Source organism: Methylocaldum sp. GT1BB (genome assembly GCF_051027545.1).
Lineage (GTDB): Bacteria > Pseudomonadota > Gammaproteobacteria > Methylococcales > Methylococcaceae > Methylocaldum.
The window spans coordinates 4,970,416-4,988,828 of the sequence record NZ_CP194902.1; the positions used below are offsets into that span (position 1 = coordinate 4,970,416).

Annotated in this window: 8 protein-coding genes; 5 read left to right on the top strand and 3 right to left on the bottom strand. The window is 61.2% G+C overall.

Annotated elements, in window-relative coordinates:
• Positions 1-47: 47 nt before the first annotated feature.
• Together ACR2TX_RS23285 and ACR2TX_RS23290 are read left to right on the top strand one after the other, a co-directional pair.
• The gene (locus ACR2TX_RS23285) at positions 48-1,118 is read left to right on the top strand and encodes a polysaccharide pyruvyl transferase family protein (protein ID WP_210023856.1); all 1,071 of its coding nucleotides are present in this window, start codon (positions 48-50) and stop codon (positions 1,116-1,118) included.
• 3 nt (positions 1,119-1,121) lie between these two features.
• Positions 1,122-2,513: a Coenzyme F420 hydrogenase/dehydrogenase, beta subunit C-terminal domain gene (locus ACR2TX_RS23290; RefSeq protein WP_434130781.1), complete on the top strand. Its 1,392-nt coding sequence runs from the start codon at positions 1,122-1,124 to the stop codon at positions 2,511-2,513.
• Positions 2,514-2,995: 482 nt separating this feature from the next.
• Here the strand turns inward: ACR2TX_RS23290 and ACR2TX_RS23295 are convergent, their stop codons facing one another.
• Positions 2,996-5,101, bottom strand: coding sequence for a RelA/SpoT family protein (locus ACR2TX_RS23295; protein ID WP_434113639.1), 2,106 nt, complete (start codon positions 5,099-5,101; stop codon positions 2,996-2,998).
• A 132-nt stretch (positions 5,102-5,233) separates the two neighbouring features.
• Complete coding sequence (locus tag ACR2TX_RS23300) at positions 5,234-6,577, bottom strand: diguanylate cyclase (protein ID WP_086134558.1); 1,344 nt, start codon at positions 6,575-6,577, stop codon at positions 5,234-5,236.
• A 566-nt stretch (positions 6,578-7,143) separates the two neighbouring features.
• Here ACR2TX_RS23300 and ACR2TX_RS23305 point away from each other — a divergent pair.
• Complete coding sequence (locus ACR2TX_RS23305; protein ID WP_086134559.1) at positions 7,144-8,466, top strand: NAD(P)/FAD-dependent oxidoreductase; 1,323 nt, start codon at positions 7,144-7,146, stop codon at positions 8,464-8,466.
• 171 nt (positions 8,467-8,637) lie between these two features.
• Here ACR2TX_RS23305 and ACR2TX_RS23310 read toward each other — a convergent pair whose 3' ends face one another.
• Positions 8,638-10,560 (bottom strand): ATP-binding protein, encoded by a 1,923-nt coding sequence (locus ACR2TX_RS23310; protein WP_168183842.1) that lies wholly within the window; start codon positions 10,558-10,560, stop codon positions 8,638-8,640.
• 269 nt (positions 10,561-10,829) lie between these two features.
• Between ACR2TX_RS23310 and ACR2TX_RS23315 the strand changes: the two genes are divergently transcribed.
• Positions 10,830-15,167 (top strand): DEAD/DEAH box helicase, encoded by a 4,338-nt coding sequence (locus tag ACR2TX_RS23315; protein ID WP_434130782.1) that lies wholly within the window; start codon positions 10,830-10,832, stop codon positions 15,165-15,167.
• Positions 15,168-15,170: 3 nt separating this feature from the next.
• Entirely contained in the window at positions 15,171-18,362 is a 3,192-nt protein-coding gene (locus ACR2TX_RS23320) for an error-prone DNA polymerase (protein ID WP_434130783.1), read from the top strand.
• Positions 18,363-18,413: the final 51 nt, after the last annotated feature.

The window sequence follows — 18,413 nt, forward strand, 5'->3', positions numbered from 1 at the left end:
ATCGCTTTTCGCGCGCCATCTAATCGTTAAAGCAGGAACGGAACGCTATGGGGAATCCTAAGCCAAGGATGGGAATCCTGACCTTTCACCGCTGCATCAATTACGGCAGCTACTGGCAAGCGCGTTGCCTGGTGGAGGAACTACGCTCGCGCGGGCACGAGGCCGTGATCCTGGATCACGATGCCTGGCGGATCAAACGCGCCGAATGGACGTGCGCACTCCGCCCTGTCCTGCCGACGTCGGTTCCAAGCATGGACTACCTGCTCTACGGCTTGAAGCTCCTCAAGTTTCTCCGTGCCATTTCCAAGCTGCCGCGTTCGCCGCGCTTCAACCTCGAACATGCGAGCAATCTGGAAAGCTTCGATCGGGTGATCGTCGGCAGCGACGAAGTGTGGAATCTGAGACACCCCTGGTATGGCGGATGTCCACTGTTCTTCGGCGCCGGCATCGGGGCACGGCTGGTTTCCTATGGCGCCAGTTTCGGCAATTACGACGCTTCGCAAGAACTCGAACCGGCTTGGGCGGATCGACTGCGCAGGTTCGAGGCGATTTCGGTTCGCGACGACAACTCCCGCGCCATTATTCAAAACGCGCTCGGCTTCGAACCGGAATTGGTGCTCGACCCCTGTCTTCAGTTCATGCCGAGACCGGAAGGAATCTGGCGCGGGCCGGATCGGCCTTTCGTAGCGGTCTATGGGCACAATTTCTCCGAGGCATTCGGCCGAAATGTTAGGCGCTGGGCCAGATCGCACGGCTATCCGATGGTCAGCCTGGGCTATCGGAACGACTGGGCCGATCAGCAATGGATCACCGCCGGTCCGCAGGATTTCGCCCATGCCATGGCCCGTGCGGAAGCGGTAGCGACCAACTTCTTCCACGGCTGTATTTTTGCCCTCCGCCATGCCAAACCTTTCGTCTCCGAGCGCTCCCCGTACCGGTCCACCAAGATCGAAAACTTGATGGCCATGATCGGCGGAGAAAAGCGTCTACTATCGGAAGATTCGACGGCGACCACTTACGACGTCTGCCTGAGCGAACTTTTGGATTCCCGGATACTCGACCGGGTCGATCGGCTCCGTCGACAGTCGAACGAATTTCTCGATCACGCATTGGATTGACCGATGCCGACCCCAGCCGATCGACAGACCTTCAGTCCGCGGGACATCGTGGATTCTGATCTCTGCATCGGCTGCGGCAGTTGCGTGGCACGGGCGAATGCCTTCGCCTCGCGGATGGAGCTGGACCGGTACGGGCAATATAAGCCGACAGGGTCTCCCGAATGGCTGCGCCGCAGATCCTCGGAGTTCGCGCGAATCTGCCCGTTTTCGCCTGGTGCAAGGGACGAGAACGAGCTGGCCGAGCAGCTTTTTCCGGATGCCGGCCGGCACGATTCCGCCGTGGGACATTTTCGAGCCGCCTACGTGGGTTACGTGGCCGAAAAGGACTTCCGCGAGCGTGGAAGCTCGGGCGGCATGGTCAGCTGGGTTTTGGCGGAATTGCTGCGCAGCGGGCGGATCGACGGCGCGGCGCATGTCGCGGCCACGGACCCGAAGCGCGACGGGCTGTTCTTCCGTTATCGGATCTCGCGCACCGAGGACGAAATCCTGGCTGGCGCGAAGTCGCGCTATTATCCGGTGGAATTATCGGACGCGCTCGGACTCATCCGGGCGAATCCGGGACGCTATGCCGTGGTCGGAGTCCCCTGTTTCATCAAGGCGGTACAACTCCTCCGCCGCTATGATCCCGTGTTTCGCGAACGCATTCGGTTCACCCTGGGGCTTTTCTGCGGCCATATGAAAAGCGCCCGTTTCGTGGAAAGCTTCGCCTGGCAAATGGGTGTCTCGATGGACGACATTTTAGATGTCGAATTCCGCCATAAGGACCCCGATCGTCCGGCGAACTGGTACACCGCTCAATTGACGCTCAGGAACGGGCAAGTGGTACAGAAGGACTGGTGGCATCTGGCGGACGGCGACTGGGGCGCCGGTTTTTTTCAGAACTCGGCCTGCAACGCCTGCGACGACGTGGTCGCGGAAACGGCCGACATCGCCTTCGGCGATGCCTGGGTGGAACCTTATTCATCCGACGGGCGCGGCACGAATGTGGTCATCGTCCGCTCGCCGGAAATGGAACGGCTCGTGACGACCGGGTTCGAACAAGGCCGGCTGCACCTGACGCCGGTCGACGCCCGGTTCGTCGAACAAACCCAGGCCGCGGGTTTTCGGCAGCGCCGGGAGGGTCTCGCCTATCGACTGAGTTGGCGGCGTCCCGGCGTGAAGCCGAGCAAGCGTGTACCGCCGGATTCCCGAGGCCTATCCGCCCGAAGAAAACTGATTTACCGGTTTCGCAGCCTGATCACGGCCTGGAGCCATCCGGTATTCCGGTTCGCCCGTTTGATCCGCCGGCCGGGGCTCTATATCCGCTGGGCGCGTCTGGCGTTGGCGATCTATCACGGTTTGGCCTATTCCCGGGGCTGGCTTGGCGCAATGATCGACCGATGGGGGCAACACTAAGGAGACTACGTATTACGTATAGAACATTTCGGTCTTCTGTTTTTTTCCCGTTATGGCGCGCCCGAGCATCGCCGGCTTGAGTCGGAACCGCCCGAAGGGGCACGCGAGGGATCGCGTGCGGCGACAAAGGCACACGGACGTGCCTTTTGTCGCCCCCGGATCAAGGCGGCGAAGCGCAGGATCAGCGCGCCATCCGGGTGCCCTTTCTTTGGGTTACTTTGGATTTGCGCCTGTCCTGGCGCAAACCCTTCGGGCGCACTTCGCGCGTCCAAATTTGTTCCCGACAAATTTGTCTTTGGGCAAGCAAAGACAAACTCGCCGGGAGCGAGTTTGGACAGCCAAAGGCTGGCCCGAAGGGCAAACCCCATGGATAGGGTTTGCAAAAGTAACTCGCCAGCGGGGCGAGACCCGCTCCAAAGCAGTCGCCGCGATCAGCGGCACCTTTTACCAAAGCGACTAATGCGAAAAGAAATCACAACCCCTCACCCGTGCTGCAAGCGCCTGGCGCTGAACACGTTGTGCACCTGGCCGATCTTGTCCAGCACCGAGCTGAGCTGTCCGGGGTCCGATACCTCGGCCGTGATCCTCATGACGACCGACTGATCGTCCCCGTTGGTCTCGCTGTGGGTGCGCACGATATTGATATGTTCGTGCGCCAGAATATGGGTGATGTCCTTGAGCAGCCCCTTTCGATCCAGCGCCTTGACTTCGAGCTCCACCGGGAACGCTTCCGGCTCCGTACCCCAGGCCACGTCGATCAGACGGCTCATCTTGCGGGGCGGCAACTGAATGATGTTGTCGCAATCCTGGCGATGGATGGCGACGCCCTTGCCCACCGTTACATAACCGATGATCCGATCGCCGGGCTTGGGCTCGCAGCAATGGGCGAAATAGGTCAGAAGGTTGCGGACTCCCTGGATGGTCACCTCTTCCGATGCCTTGCCCGTCGCCGGCGGCAAGGGTTTTTTCGCCGGGGGAGCCGCCGGAACCTTCGGCTGCCATTCCGGAAGCTTCAAGGCATTGGCCAGTTGGGCCGGAGCGATGTCGGCGCGGCCGACGGCCAGCAGCAGATCGTCCCCGCGCGGCAAATGGAAATGCCGTGCCAGCTCGTCCAGATCGACTTCCTTGATGCCCAGCTTCTGCCGCTCCCGGTCCAGAATGGATTTCCCGGCGCGAAGATGCTTTTCATGATCCTGCTGCTTGAACCATTGGCGGATCTTGGTACGCGCGTGGCCCGTCCTGACATAACCCAGGTGCGGATCGAGCCACCCGAGGCTCGGACCGCCGTGCTTGGCGGTGAGAATTTCGACCTTTTCGCCGGACTTGAGCGAATAGGTCAACGGCACGATACGTCCGTTGACCTTCGCGCCGCGGCAGCGGTGCCCCACCTCGGTGTGGATGTGATAGGCGAAATCCAGCGGCGTCGCTCCTTTACTTAACCGGACCACCTGCCCTTTCGGCGTCAGCACGAAGATCTGGTCCTCGAACAGTTCGGCGCGGAAATCCTCCAGCATCGACTGATCGTCGTCCCTGCTTTCCAGCAGGCGGCGCAGGGCATTGATGCTGCGATCGAGAACCGCGTCCTGCTTGCCGCCTTCCTTATATCGCCAGTGAGCCGCGACACCGTATTCGGCGAAATCGTGCATGGCCTGGGTGCGAATCTGAACTTCGACCGGCCGGCCTTCGGGTCCGATCACCACCGTGTGCAGCGATTGATAGCCGTTTTCCTTGGGGTTGGCGATGTAATCGTCGAACTCCTTGGGAACGTGGAGCCAGCGGCCGTGCACCAGACCGAGCACCGCATAACAGGTCGCAACATCGTCGACGATGACCCTTACGGCGTGCAGGTCATACAGCTCCTCCAGGTCCAGCTCCTTGCGCTGCGTCTTCCGATAAATGCTGTAGATGTGCTTGGGACGGCCGTAAACCTTGGCGTGGATATGGTTCGCTTCCAATTCCTGCCGCAGTATCTCGATGAATTGACCGACGAAAGCTTCCCGCGTGGCGCGGTTGGTCGCCAACTGGTTGGCAAGATCGCGGTATTTGTCGGGGTTTAGATAGCGAAAAGCGAGATCCTCCAGCTCCCACTTGAGCTGCCCCACGCCCAGCCGGTTCGCCAGGGGCGCGAACACGTCCAGGGTTTCCATGGCGATCCTTTGGCGCAACTCGCCGTCCTGATTCTTGAGCAGCCGCAAGCGCTGCAGACGATAGGCGAGCTTGACCAGCACCGCACGCACGTCGTTGACCACCGATAAAAGCATGCGGCGCAAGAGTTCCGCCTGGGCGGGCTCCTTGATTTCGGTCGGACGGTATTCGTCGAAGGTGTTGAGCCAATTGACCTTCTGCACCAAATCGGCGACGGTCTCCCCGAATTGGGCCTTGATGTCGGCTTCCTTGAGCGTATCGCGGAGATAAGGATCGCTCAGCAGCGCAACCTGCAGCGTGAGCCCATCGGCCTTGATCCCGAGGAGAATATCCGCGACGTCGATGCCGCGCGGCCTGACGATCGTATCTTGATCCCGCGCCCTGCGGGCGAGGTTCAGGGCCTCGGCGATCTTGCCGCGTTCGGCCCCGCCGGCAGTAGCCATCAGCCGCGCCTCCAAGTCATCGATAGCGTGAGAAGAGATATCAGAGCGAGACAGAGAATGCTTCATGAAAATCCGTATAAACACACAAGGTCGAGCAAGACAAGCAAACGGCGCACCAGCGCCAAAGACTACTCAACCCCAGACCATCACCCGATTGCCTCCCGCACGCTTGGCCATGTACATCGCACTATCGGCCTGGAACAGAAGGTCCTCGCTGGTCGCGCCATGACGAGGATATTCCGCGATCCCCATCGAGAGCGTGCTGGTTAATACTTGGTCTTCATAAACGATGTGTAATTCCTGAAACGCCAAACGCCAGGATTCGGCACGCTGAGCCGCCGTCAACAACGGAGCGCCCGGCAGAATGGCCACGAATTCCTCGCCGCCGAAGCGGCAGACGATATCCTCGCTGCGCAGGTGGCGCAGCAACAGTGCTGCCAGTTCCTTCAGGACCAGATCCCCCGCCGGATGACCATAAGTGTCGTTGAGTTGCTTGAAATGGTCGATGTCGATCATGACCAGACTGAGCGGCTGATCTTCCCGGGCCGATCGTGACAACTCGCGCCTCAGGGTCTCTTCCATGTACCGCCGGTTGAACAGCGACGTCAGCGGATCGCGTACCGCCAAATCTCTCAGTTTTTCCTGCAATATCCGGTTCTCGGCCAATTGCGCTTCGAGCCGCTCGTTGCTGGCCTGCAATTTATCTTCCGCCAGCTTGCGATCGGTAATGTCGATCAGAAAAGTTAAAATCACGGATACCGTATCTTTCCCGTCCCGCAGCATGCTCGCGGACAAATCGCCCCAGAATACGCTTCCGTCCTTTCGGACCAAACGCTTCTCTCCCCGGTATTGGTCGACTTCACCGCCCAAAAGCGCCTCGGCTCGTTCGCGCGATACGAAACTGTCTTCCGAGGAAATGAGATCGCTCGGAGATAACGCGCTCATTTCGTCGGCGGTGTATCCGAACAGTTCCAACCAACGCCGATTCACCTCGATAAACCGAAAATTCGTATCCAACAAAGCGATCCCGACGGCCGCCTGGTCGAACACCCCCCGCCACAAAGCGATGTTGGAACGAAACTCGGCTTCTTCCGGCTGGGGTATATAGGCGGGCACATCGATCAAGGACAACACGGCGATAGGCTCGCCGTCCAGCTCGGCCGCGCTTGCGTCGATCGAATACTTATGGTGTTTGTTCGACGCGTTCTTAAGAAGCGCCTCCGAACGGACCGTCTTCTTGTCAGAGCACACCGATTCGAGCAACTGCCGCAGAGCATTAGGGTCGTCGAACAGCACCGACGCATCGAGTCCGGGTTTGACGGTATCGCCGAAAAGTTCGCGAGCCGGGCGATTGAGAAAAAGCAGCTTTTGATCGGCCAGTCGAATAGTAACGAGCGGAACAGGAATTTGGTCGCTCCAATCGGGAATGGGATTTGGAAACTCGGAATTCAGCACAAAATCCTGTGGGGCACACATCTGATTAACGTCCGTAAGACAAACCGACTCATCGCTAGTTCTTCAGCCAACCGATAACCAAATCCTATGCTCGAATATTAGCAAGGGCTAAGACGAACATCCACCGCGTTCCTCGACGCACACCGGATTAAAGACATCGGACCTTCGGCTGTGGCAGAATCCGCAGCGGCCGAACATCTCACGGTAATCCGTCATCGGCGCGACTCAATCCGGACCGCCAGCGGGCCGGGGGAGCCGGCTTCAGCGAATATTCGGGAGGCGCTCGATGTCGCATTTTTCCGCTATCACAGTTTGGACTAGCGGTTTTGGCATACCGATCAATTCGCCATCGATAACAGCGTAGACTCATCGATTGTTTCAGCGGATTTACGCAGCCGTCCCATCAACGCCGCTTCAGACGGATGCTTATACCAAGCAAAGCACCGGAAAAGAATTACGCACGGGATAAGCATCACATTTTCGGCAAGACGCGAAAATGCCGGGAACGGGTACCGCCCTTTCAAGGGGGCAAGACCGGCTTATTCCAGTCTTAGATCAGTCATCTATTAAAAAAGGGGGGAGAGGATATGAGCGAATCTAAAACAAGTGAAAACCGGCCCAGGATCGTGGTGGTCGGCGGCGGCGCCGGCGGTCTGGAACTGGTTACGCAGCTCGGCAAGAGCCTTGGCCGGAAGAAGGCCGATATCACGCTGATCGATTGCAGCCGCACTCACATCTGGAAACCGCTGCTGCACGAAGTGGCCGCCGGCACCCTGGATTCCCACGACGACGAACTGGATTATCTAGCCCAGGCGAGCAGCAACGGTTTCCGGTACGTATTGGGCCGCATGGACGGTCTCGATCGCACCAACAAACAAGTCCATCTGGCGGCGATGGTGAACGAAAAGGGCGAAGAAATCATGCCGCCCCGCACCCATCCCTACGACATGCTGGTCATCGCCGTGGGCAGCATCTGCAACGATTTCGGCATCACCGGCGTGGCCGAACATTGCCTGTTCCTGGATACCACCGACCAGGCGGAACAGTTCCAAAACCGGCTGCTGGAAGCGTATTTCCACGCCCACGCCACCGGAGGCGTCAAGGAAACCGGTCAATTGGACGTCGCCATCGTCGGCGGAGGCGCCACGGGCATCGAGCTGTCCGCCCAGCTTCATCAGGCCACACGGCTATTGAGCGCCTACGGGCTCGATAACGTGAAGCCGTCCGACCTCCAGATTCACATCATCGAGGCCGCCGACCGATTGCTCCCGGAACTGCCCGAGCGCCTCTCCAAATCCACGCTCAAACAGCTGGAAAAACTCGGCATTCAGGTCCATCTCGGCGAGCGCGTGGTGGAAGTTACCAAGGAAGGCATGAAGACCCAAAGCGGCCGATTCATCCCGGCGGCGCTGAAAGTCTGGGCTGCCGGCGTCAAAGCACCCGATTTTCTCAAGACCATCACGGATCTCGAAACCAACCGGATCAACCAGGTCGTGGTCCGCCCCACCCTGCAAACCACCGTCGACGACGACATCTTCGCCATCGGCGACTGCGCCGCCTGCCCTTGGCCGGAAAAAAACTCCACCGTTCCGCCACGCGCCCAATCCGCCCATCAGCAAGCCACCCTCGTCCTGAAGAATCTCCGTCGAAAACTGGAGGGCAAGCCCATGCTCACCTACCGATACAAGGACTACGGCTCGCTGGTATCGCTCGGCAAATACAGCACCGTCGGCAATCTGATGGGCAATCTGATGGGCACCGTGATGATCGAGGGCCTGATCGCCCGGCTGGTTTACCTCTCGCTCTACAAGATGCACCAACTGGCGCTATTCGGACCGATCCGGGTCAGCATGCTGATGGTCTCGGGATTCTTCCGGCGGAGATTGAGGCCGAAGATCAAGCTGCATTGAGCCTCGTCTATAGGATGTGCTGACGAAGGAAGGGTCGCGACTAAAGCGACCGTTTGCGATTGGAAGCGCATCGTTCGCGATTGATGCGGTTCACTTCGGTCACCACATCCTACAAACTGACTTGTAATCAAGAAACGAGAACGTAGGATGCGGTGAGGCACAAACCGCATCCTACAATCCGGGAACCACGCACACCTGCTCGCAAAGCGGCAAGCGTATTACGAATTCGCTGCCTTTGCCGAGCCCTTCGCTTTTGACTTCGACGTTTCCCCCGTGCATCTCGATGATTTTCTGAACGATCATCAAACCCAGTCCGAGCCCGCCTTGCGCTCGGTCCAGCGTTCTCGCGGCTTGGGTGAATGCATCGAAAAGATGGGGCAGTAATGCGCTGGAGATTCCTTCGCCGGTATCGCGGATGGAGATGATCGCTTCCCCGTTCTCGGCGACTGCGGCAAGCCAAATTCTGCCGCCTTCCGGCGTGTACTTGGCAGCATTGTCGAGAAGATTCGAAACGACTTGAACCAAGCGCACGTGGTCACCTTCGAGATACACCGGCTCTTCGGGCATCGCGACCGAAAGCGTGTGGTGTCTGGACTCGATCAGCGGCTGACTGGTTTCGACAGCCTGGTTGATGACCGTCACGAGATCGACCAGAGTGATTTGAAGCGTGAGTTTGCCTTGTACGATTCGCGACACATCCAACAGATCGCTCACCAAGCGAGCCAGATGATCGACTTGCCGGTCGACCACATCGCGCGCCCACCGCAGATTGGGATCGGGAGTATCCAGCTTGCGCATCAGATGAACCGCATTCCGGATAGGCGCCAGCGGATTCCGGAGTTCGTGTCCGAGCATGGCGATGAATTCGTTCTTTTGCCGGTCGGCATCGCGAAGCGCTTCCTCCGCCTGTTTACGGTCGGTAATGTCCCGCAACACCCCGATCATGCGCACCGGAGTGCCATGGGCGTCATAGTGGAAATCTCCGATCGACGAAACCCATCGAACCGAACCGTCCGGCCAGACAATGCGGAAATCGCAGTCATAGCGGGTGTGACCTTCCCTCGCCTCGTCGACGGTGGCCGCGACATGCGGCAAATCCTCCGGATGTATCCGATCGGAAATCATTCCTTCGTCCATCACCGTCTCCTTGGGCGGGTAGCCAAAAAGCGCGGCATGACGAGAATTCCCCACGACTTTCCGGCTGCCGAGATCCCAATCCCAGGTACCCATCTGCGCGGCATCGATCGCCAATCGGTACCGCTCCTCACTCTCCCGCAACGCCTGTTCCCGCTTGACGCTTTCGCTGATGTCCATAACCACCACCGCGGCGCCCGCGATGCGACCGGTAGCGTCGCGGATGGGTGCGGCGCTGTTGTGAACAATGGCCCGAGCGCCGTCGAAACGCAGAATTTCCATCAGCTGCCCGACGACCGGCTCTCCTTTTTTCAAGACTTGCGCCGGGGCCCAATCCTCCGGCCGGACGCGCTCGTCGGTATCCACCCACCACGCTTTAAAGACGGCATAATCGCTGACCGACCGTACGGGCGGACACGGCCCGCCCCAAACCTGATCGACGGCTCGGTTGGTGCCGATGATGCCGCCTTGTGCGTCCAGGATGGCCACACCCACGGGCAAGGTTTCCATGATGGCTTCGAGCCGGCTGCGCTCGTTCACGACCTCGGTATGCGCCGCGTTCAGCGCCTGTTCGGCCCGCTGGCGCTCGACGATTTCCCGCTCGAGTCGTTCCTTTTGCCGCAGCACCTCGAGGAGCGCCTTTCGTTCTCCGCTACGCAGAAGCGAAACCATCAGGCTGAGCACAGCGCCCACGCTCAACAGCAGCAAGGTTCTGAGCCACTCCCTTTGTTCCACGATCTGCCATGAATGGAGAGGCTCGATCAAATAGAAGATACTCGCCAAGGTGCTCAACACGGTGGCAAAAAGTCCCGCCCTAAAGCTGCCGTACCAGGCCGCAAGCGCCACTCCGAGCAGGAAGAGAAGCAAAGGAGGCGATCCCATGAAAAGCGGCAGCAGGAAATACTGAACGATCACTATGGTTGCTGTCGCCAATGCCGCTACAACATAGCCGTTACTCAAAATCCGTCTGATTGGAAATCTGTGCAAGGAGGTAGCCCTTATTGATCCGAATCTCTTCGGATGAAATCGAAACCGTAAAATCGACTGCCGCGGAAAATACGATACCTTGACCGAAACCGCTATAACAAAACTGGGACATCGGTCAAAGGGTCCCGGTGCGGCGTCGTTTTCACCCTCTCCCAGAGGGAGAGGGTGAAAACTGCGCGATCGCCCGGCCGCGACGATAAGCCTGATTGAGATTGCCGTCCGCTTTGGGGTAACGTAGTTCCATGATTCTCGATCGATTTCACCCAGCTGTCTCGGCTTGGTTCCGGGACGCCTTCCCCGCGCCGACCGAATGCCAGACCGAAGCCTGGGACGCCATTAAATCCGGCTGGCATACGCTGATTGCCGCGCCCACCGGTTCCGGCAAAACCCTCGCGGCGTTTCTGGCCGCCATAGACGATCTGGTTAGGGAAGGCGAAGTCTTCGGTTTGCCGGAAGAAACCCGCGTGCTCTACATCTCGCCGCTCAAGGCGCTGAGCAACGATATCCACAAGAACCTCGAAGCGCCGCTGGACGGAATCAACACCAGGCTATTCGAACTCGGCTCGACAAACGTGGCGATTCGCTCCCAGGTCCGCACCGGCGACACCCCGGCACTCGCTCGGGCGGCTATGAACAAGCATCCGCCGCATATTCTGGTGACCACTCCCGAGTCGGTTTATATCCTTCTCACCAGCGAAGGTGGGAGGCGAATGCTGAAAACCGTTCGGACGGTGATCGTCGACGAAATCCATGCGGTGGTGGGCAGCAAGCGCGGATCGCACCTGGCCTTGTCGCTGGAACGGCTGGAACGACTGGTCGAGCACCGCCTCACCCGCATCGGTCTCTCCGCAACCCAGAACCCCATCGAATCGGTCGCAAGCTTTCTGACCGGCGGGACCAATTGCCGCATCATCGATACCGGCCACCGGCGCCGACTCGACCTGGCCATCGAGCTGCCCGATTCGCCGCTGGAGGCGGTGCTCTCCCAGCAAGCGGCCAAGGAAATCTACGACCGCATGACGACCTTGATCGAGGCGCACAAGACCACGCTGATCTTCGTCAACACGCGCCGCATGGCGGAACGGGTGGCTCGCGCCCTGAGCGAACGGCTGGGCGAGGAACACGTCACCTCGCACCACGGCAGCCTGTCGCGGGAGCAGCGGCTTTCCGCCGAGCACCGGCTGAAAACGGGGAAGCTGAAAGCGCTGGTCGCCACCGCCTCCTTGGAACTCGGCATCGACGTGGGCGACGTGGACCTGGTTTGCCAACTGGGAACCACCGGCTCGATCTCCACCTTTCTGCAGCGAGTGGGCCGTTCCGGGCACTTTGCAGGAGGTCTGCCCAAGGGCCGGCTGTTCCCGGCCAGCCGGGACGATCTCATCGAATGCATCGCTCTGATCGATGCGATACGACGAGGCGATCTGGATCGCTTGATCATGCCGCAAAAGCCCGTGGATGTCCTGGCTCAGCAGATCGTCGCAATGGTGGCCGCGGCGGACTGGTCGGAGGACGAGCTTTACCGCACCGTGTGCCGCGCGTTTCCCTACCGCGAACTGAGCCGGCAAGAGTTCGACGAAATCGTCAAGATGCTGGCGGAGGGCTTCAGTACCCGGCGCGGGCCGCGCGGCGCCTATTTGCACCGGGACGGCATCCACAAGCGCTTGCGGGCCCGGAGAGGCGCGAGACTCACCGCCGTGACCTGCGGCGGGGCGATTCCGGACAACGCCGAATACCGCGTGATCCTGGAACCCTCCGGGGAATTCATCGGCACCGTGGACGAAGATTTCGCCATCGAAAGCCTGGCCGGCGACATTTTCCAGCTCGGCAACGCGAGCTGGCGGGTCTTGCGGCTCGAAGCCGGCACCTTGCGCGTGGAGGATGCCCGACATCAGCCGCCCAATATCCCGTTCTGGTTCGGCGAAGCGCCAGGGCGGACTCATGAGCTGTCTTACGCGGTGGCGCGGCTCCGGCGGGAAATCGAGGAGCGCTTGGAAAGGCCGTTCGATACAGGCTTTGTAGGCCCGGATAAGAACCTGAATCTACCCGCCGCCAATGCCTTTCTCGAAAAGGAGGTCGGCGTGTCGTCGCTGGCCGCAGTGCAGGCCGTCAACTACCTGGCCGCGGCCAAGCTGGCCCTAAGCACACTGCCCACCTTGGACACCCTGGTGTTCGAACGTTTCTTCGACGAATCGGGCGGCATGCAGTTCATCATTCACGCGCCCTACGGCAGCCGGGTCAATCGCGGCTGGGGACTCGCCCTGCGCAAGCGCTTCTGCCGTACCTTCAACTTCGAGCTGCAAGCCGCCGCCACCGAGAACGCCATCATCCTGTCACTGGGCGTCTCGCAAAGCTTTCCGCTGGAGGACGTCACGCGTTTCCTGAACGCCAACACCGTGCGCGATTTGTTGGTGCAGGCGCTGCTCGCGGCCCCGATGTTCAACGTGCGCTGGCGCTGGAACGCCGTCTGCTCGCTCGCGCTCAAGCGCTTTCAGGGCGGCCGTAAGACGCCCCCCTATCTCCTCCGCATGCAGGCGGAAGACCTCGTCACCTGCGTGTTTCCCGACCAGCTCGCGTGCTTCGAGAACATCGTCGGCGACCGGGAGGTGCCCGATCATCCGCTGGTCAACCAGACCGTGCACGATTGCCTGACCGAAGCCATGGACATCGACCGGTTGATCGAGGTGATCGGCGGGATCGAAAGCGGCGCGATCCGCGTGGTGTGCCGCGATCTGACCGAACCCTCGCCGCTCGCCGCCGAAATCGTCAATTCCAAGGTTTACAGCTTCCTCGACGGCGCGCCTCTGGAAGAGCGCCGGACCCGCGCGGTGGCCAGCCGCCGCTGGCTCGATCCTTCCGAAGCCGCGGACCTCGGACGTCTCGACCAGGCGGCCATCGACCGGGTGCGGCAGGAAGCCTGGCCCGAGGCCTCCAACGCCGACGAGCTGCACGACGCCTTGCAGATGCTGGGCTTTCTCCAGCAATCCGAAGCGGAAATCGGCTGGGAAGCATTCTTTCGGGAGTTGAAGCTGCAAGGGCGCGTGGCGGAATTGCATGTAGCGAGCGGCAACATTCTTTGGATTGCGGCCGAGCGCTTGCCGCAATTCCAGGCGGTGTATGCGCAGGCCGATGGCTCCTCGTCGGCTGGCATCGGTTATGCGGCACAACTGCCGCCGGAGTATCTGGAGCAAACCTGGACGCCGGAAGACGCGCTGAAGGAAATCGTCCGCGCGCGCATCGACTGCACCGGGCCGGTCACGGCGGCGGAACTGGCGGAAGCCATGGCTCTTCCCGTCGGCCGCGTCGAGTATGCTCTCCTGGCGCTGCAGAACGAAGGCTTCGTCCTGCGCGGGTCGTATACGCCAGGAGCCGGCACGGAAGAATGGTGCGAAAGGCGCCTTCTGGCGCGCATCCACCGCTACACCATCAACCGTCTGCGCCAGGAAATCGAACCGGTGCCCAGCGCCGATTTCATGCGTTTCCTGTTCCGCTGGCAGCACGTGCATCCCGAAAACCGCATGCAGGGCGCGCAAGCCCTCGCGGCGGTCCTGGCCCAACTGGAAGGCTTCGAGGCGGCCGCGGTTGCCTGGGAAGGCGATGTGCTGCCGGCGCGAATTGCCGATTACGACCCGGCCTGGCTCGACGCCCTGTGTCTTTCGGGCAAGATTGTCTGGACCCGGCTTTCCGCCGCCAAAGGCGGCCAAGGGCCCGTCAAATCCTCGCCCATGGCGCTCATAGCCCGGCGTCATCTATCGTACTGGCGGCAGTTCGCCGTTCAAAGCGAGTCAACCGAGCTGTCGCCCGCCGCACGGCACGTAGCGGATATCCTGAAAACCCGCGGCGCTCTCTTTTTCGAAGAACTGGCGCAGTGGACAGGTCTACTGCCGACCCAGCTGGAAAACACGCTGGCGGAACTGGTGGCGCGCGGGTGGGTCGCCTCGGACAGTTTCATGGGGCTGCGCGCCCTGCTGATCCCCGAGCAAAAAAAGCAGCGCTATCGGGGACTTTCCTTCGGAATGGCGGAAGCCGGGCGCTGGACGCTCGTGCAACCGCCCTTGCTACTCGACGAGAACGCATCCGAGTCGGCCGATCAGGAAGCCGTCGAGCATATCGCCGGCACACTGCTCAAGCGCTATGGCGTCGTGTTTCGGGCGCTGTTGGCCCGCGAGACCGTCGCGCCGCCCTGGCAGGATCTCCTACGCATTTACCGGCGTCTGGAAGCGCGCGGCGAAATACGCGGAGGACGCTTCGTGGCCGGCCATTTCGGCGAGCAGTTCGCCCTGCCCGAAGCCGTGGAAGCCCTGCGCGCGGTGCGCAAGGAGAAAGACACCGAAACCTTGGTCACGCTCAGCGCCGTCGATCCGCTGAATCTCGTCGGCATCGTCACGCCCGGCGCGAAAATCCCCGCGCTCCCGGGCAATCGCGTGCTGTTCCGGGACGGCATCCCGACAGCCCTGCACGCCGGCAAGGAAACACAATTCCTGGTTTCGGTGGAAAAACACCGGGAGTGGGAGTTCAAGAACCGGCTGACGCAAAGGACCGTCCCACCGCAGCTGCGGGCTTATCTCGGCTCGGCGTCATAGGATATGGCCGAACTCCATTGCCTCAGCAATTACAGCTTCCTGCGCGGCGCCTCGCACCCGGAAGAGCTGGTCGAAACGGCAGCCCGCCTCGGCTATACCGCACTGGCGCTGACCGACGAATGCTCCCTGGCCGGAGTGGTAAAAGCTCATCTGGAGGCGCGCCGTCACGGCTTGAAGCTGATCGTCGGCAGCGAATTCCGGTTGGAAGGATCGGTTCGACGCTCCAATCGCAAACGACCTGGCCGGGAGCGCCGGCCAGCCCCTTCCCCGGACGACCGTTTGCGATTGGAAGGGTCGTCCTGGCGCTCCCGGGACGACCGTTTGCGATTGGAAGACGGGCTCAAGCTGGTGCTGCTGGCCACCGATCGGGAAGGCTACGCGCAGCTTTCCGGCCTCATCACCGCAGCCCGGATGAATGCGCCCAAAGGCCATTACCGGCTGGACCGCCTCATACTGGAACGACACCCGCTGGACCATTGCCTGGCGCTATGGCTGCCGGGCGAAACGCCGCAACCGGAACAAGGCGTCTGGCTTAAGGAGCGTTTTTCCGGCCGTCTTTGGATCGGCGTGGAGCTGTTCCTGAGCGGAACGGACCGGGAACGGCTGAATCGCCTTTGCCGGCTCGGCAGCGATCTGGGACTGCCTTTGGTGGCCTGCAACGATGTGCACATGCACAGCCCGGAACGGCAGCCTCTGCAAGACACGCTCACCGCCATTCGCCTGAACCGGCCGCTTTCCGAGCTCGGCTACGCGCTGTTCCCGAACGGCGAGCGTCATCTCCGCCCGCTGTCCCGCCTGGCCCGGCTCTATCCCCCGGAGCTGCTGGCGGAAGCCGTGCGCATCGCCGAACGATGCCGGTTTTCGCTCGATGAACTCCGCTACGAATATCCGGCCGAACTGGTACCGGAAGGCCATACACCAAAGAGTTGGCTGCGTCATTTGACCGAGGAAGGTGTCAGGCGCCGCTGGCCTGACGGCGCTCCCGACAAGGTGCGGCGGCAAATCGAACACGAACTCTCTTTGATCGCCGATCTCGCCTATGAGCCCTATTTCCTCACCATTCAAGACATCGTCCGCTTCGCCCGCGAGCAGAGCATTCTCTGCCAGGGTCGCGGTTCGGCCGCCAACTCGGCGGTCTGCTATTGCCTAGGCATCACCGAAGTCGATCCGGGGCGTCTCGATCTTTTGTTCGAGCGCTTCATCTCCCGCGAGCGGAACGAACCGCCCGACATCGACGTGGATTTCGAGCACGAGCGGCGCGAGGAAGTCATCCAATACATCTACCGCAAATACGGCCGGCAGCGCGCCGCCCTGGCCGCCAGCGTCATCACTTACCGGACCCGCAGCGCGGTGCGCGACGTGGCCAAGGCGTTAGGCTTCAGCCGCGAGCAGATCGACCATCTGGCCGGAGCCGCCCATTTTTTGAGCGGCGACGGTGTGGATACCGAACGCCTCCAAGCCGCCGGCTTCGACCCTAAGAATCCGAAACTCCGCCTGCTCGCCGGATTGGTCCGGCAATTGCGCGGCTTTCCGCGCCATCTGTCGCAACACACCGGCGGCTTCGTCATCGCGGCGGACGCCTTGCCGCGCTTGGTGCCGGTGGAAAACGCGGCGATGCCTGAACGCACCGTGATTCAATGGGACAAGGACGATCTGGAAGCGCTCGGCCTGCTCAAGGTGGACGTTCTCGCCTTAGGCATGCTGACCGCCATCCGCAAGGCGCTCGATTATGTGAGCAACTGGCGCGGTGAAGCACTGAGCCTGGACCGCATTCCGGCGGAAGATCCGGCGGTCTACGCCATGCTGCAACGGGCCGACAGCCTTGGGGTGTTTCAGGTGGAATCCCGCGCCCAAATGGCCATGCTGCCCCGCTTGAAACCCGAGAACTACTACGACCTGGTCATTCAGGTGGCGATCGTGCGCCCTGGTCCCATTCAGGGCGACATGGTCCACCCTTATCTGGCGCGGCGCAGCGGCCGGGAACCGGTCACTTATCCCGGTCCCGACGTGAAAAAAGTGCTCGAGCGCACCCTGGGCGTCCCGATTTTCCAGGAACAGGTGATGCAGATCGCCATGGTGGCCGCCGGTTTCAGCGCCGGCGAGGCGGACCAGCTCCGCCGCGCCATGGCGGCCTGGCATCGGCGCGGCGGTCTGGAGAAATTCCAAAGCCGTCTGATCGAAGGCATGCGCGAACGCGGCTACAGCGCCGAGTTCGCGGAGCAGATCTACCGGCAGATTCAGGGTTTCGGCGAATACGGCTTTCCGGAATCGCATTCCGCCAGCTTCGCCTTATTGGTATATGTTTCGGCCTGGCTGAAATGCCATCATCCCGCCGCTTTCACCTGCGCGCTGCTCAACAGCCAGCCCATGGGCTTTTACGCTCCCGCCCAGCTCGTTCAGGATGCGCGCCGTCACGGCGTGGATGTCCGCCCAGTCGACGTGCGGTACAGCGATTACGATTGCACACTCGAAGGGTCGCCCCCCGAACCGTCCGCCCTCCGCCTCGGCCTGCGCCTGATGAAAGGTTTGTCGCGGCAAGGCGCCGAAGGCATCGTCGCCGCCCGGCTGGAGAAGCCCTTTGCCGATGCCGCCGACCTGATCGCCCGCGCAAAACTCGACCGCCGTGATTCCGAAGCATTGGCCGCGGCCGATGCCTTGCACGGACTCGCCGGCCACCGGCATCGCGCGTTTTGGGATATGAGCGCGCACGAACGCCCCACGCCGCTGTTCGGCCAGCCGGCGTTCGACGAGGGCGTGCCCTTGCTGCGTCCGCCCCGCGAGGGCGAAAACATCGTCGCCGATTACGCGTCCACCGGACTCACCCTGCGCCGCCATCCCTTGACTCTGCTGCGTTCCCGGCTCGCCGCACGGCGCCTGCTCAGTGCCGAGGAATTGCGCGCACTGGGCCACGGATGCTTCGCGCGCACCGCCGGCCTTGTCATCTGCCGGCAGCGCCCGATGACCGCTTCCGGCGTCATCTTTCTCACCCTCGAAGACGAAACCGGCCAGACCAATGTCATCGTCTGGCCCAGCCTGGTCCAGCGGCAGCGCCACATCGTTCTGCAAGCGGGACTCCTCGCCGTGCACGGCACGGTGCAGGAAGAAGACGGCGTGTTGCACCTCGTTGCCGGCCGGCTGGAAGACTTGAGCCACTGGCTGGGTAACTTGAGCGTGCCCTGCCGGGATTTTCATTAGCCGGCTGAATCTGCGACTTTCGTGCTATCGTAGACGATCCATTTTCCCGTC

Coding starts and splice junctions, on each gene's coding strand:
- ACR2TX_RS23320 (WP_434130783.1), top strand. CDS start 15,171: ATGGCCGAACTCCATTGCCTCAGCAATTACAGCTTCCTGCGCGGCGCC.
- ACR2TX_RS23300 (WP_086134558.1), bottom strand. CDS start 6,577: ATGTGTGCCCCACAGGATTTTGTGCTGAATTCCGAGTTTCCAAATCCC.
- ACR2TX_RS23305 (WP_086134559.1), top strand. CDS start 7,144: ATGAGCGAATCTAAAACAAGTGAAAACCGGCCCAGGATCGTGGTGGTC.
- ACR2TX_RS23285 (WP_210023856.1), top strand. CDS start 48: ATGGGGAATCCTAAGCCAAGGATGGGAATCCTGACCTTTCACCGCTGC.
- ACR2TX_RS23315 (WP_434130782.1), top strand. CDS start 10,830: ATGATTCTCGATCGATTTCACCCAGCTGTCTCGGCTTGGTTCCGGGAC.
- ACR2TX_RS23290 (WP_434130781.1), top strand. CDS start 1,122: ATGCCGACCCCAGCCGATCGACAGACCTTCAGTCCGCGGGACATCGTG.
- ACR2TX_RS23295 (WP_434113639.1), bottom strand. CDS start 5,101: ATGGCTACTGCCGGCGGGGCCGAACGCGGCAAGATCGCCGAGGCCCTG.